This is a genomic window from Paraburkholderia sp. SIMBA_027 (genome assembly GCF_046535315.1).
GTDB classification, from domain to species: domain Bacteria; phylum Pseudomonadota; class Gammaproteobacteria; order Burkholderiales; family Burkholderiaceae; genus Paraburkholderia; species Paraburkholderia tropica.
This window is the reverse complement of the sequence record NZ_JAWRWY010001362.1, coordinates 1-245: the sequence shown is the minus strand read 5'-3', so window position 1 is coordinate 245 and position 245 is coordinate 1. Positions and strand designations below refer to the sequence as shown.

Below are 245 nucleotides of genomic sequence, written 5' to 3'. Positions count from 1 at the left end.
ATGCAACCATGCAGCGCCGAACCCAGCGCAGCCATGTCGGTGTCAGACTGCACAACGATCCGCTTGCCTACGTCCTCGACCCTCACCGCCCGATGCTGTCCGATCTGGGCGGCGCTCGGCGCAAACCAGAGCCGTTCAAAAGACTGGGGCTGGCGCGCGTCGAAGTAGCGCATGGCCCGTGCGGCCGGCGCCGGCGGAGCGTCGAGTGATTCATCGAAATCCCAGGCTTGCGTTTCGCGAACGAC

General features: G+C 65.3%; 1 protein-coding gene. It reads right to left on the bottom strand.

The window, feature by feature from the left end; translation table 11 throughout:
• Window positions 1–245: hypothetical protein (locus SB764_RS43625; protein ID WP_410867257.1), on the bottom strand; the 245-nt coding region annotated here is incomplete at both ends.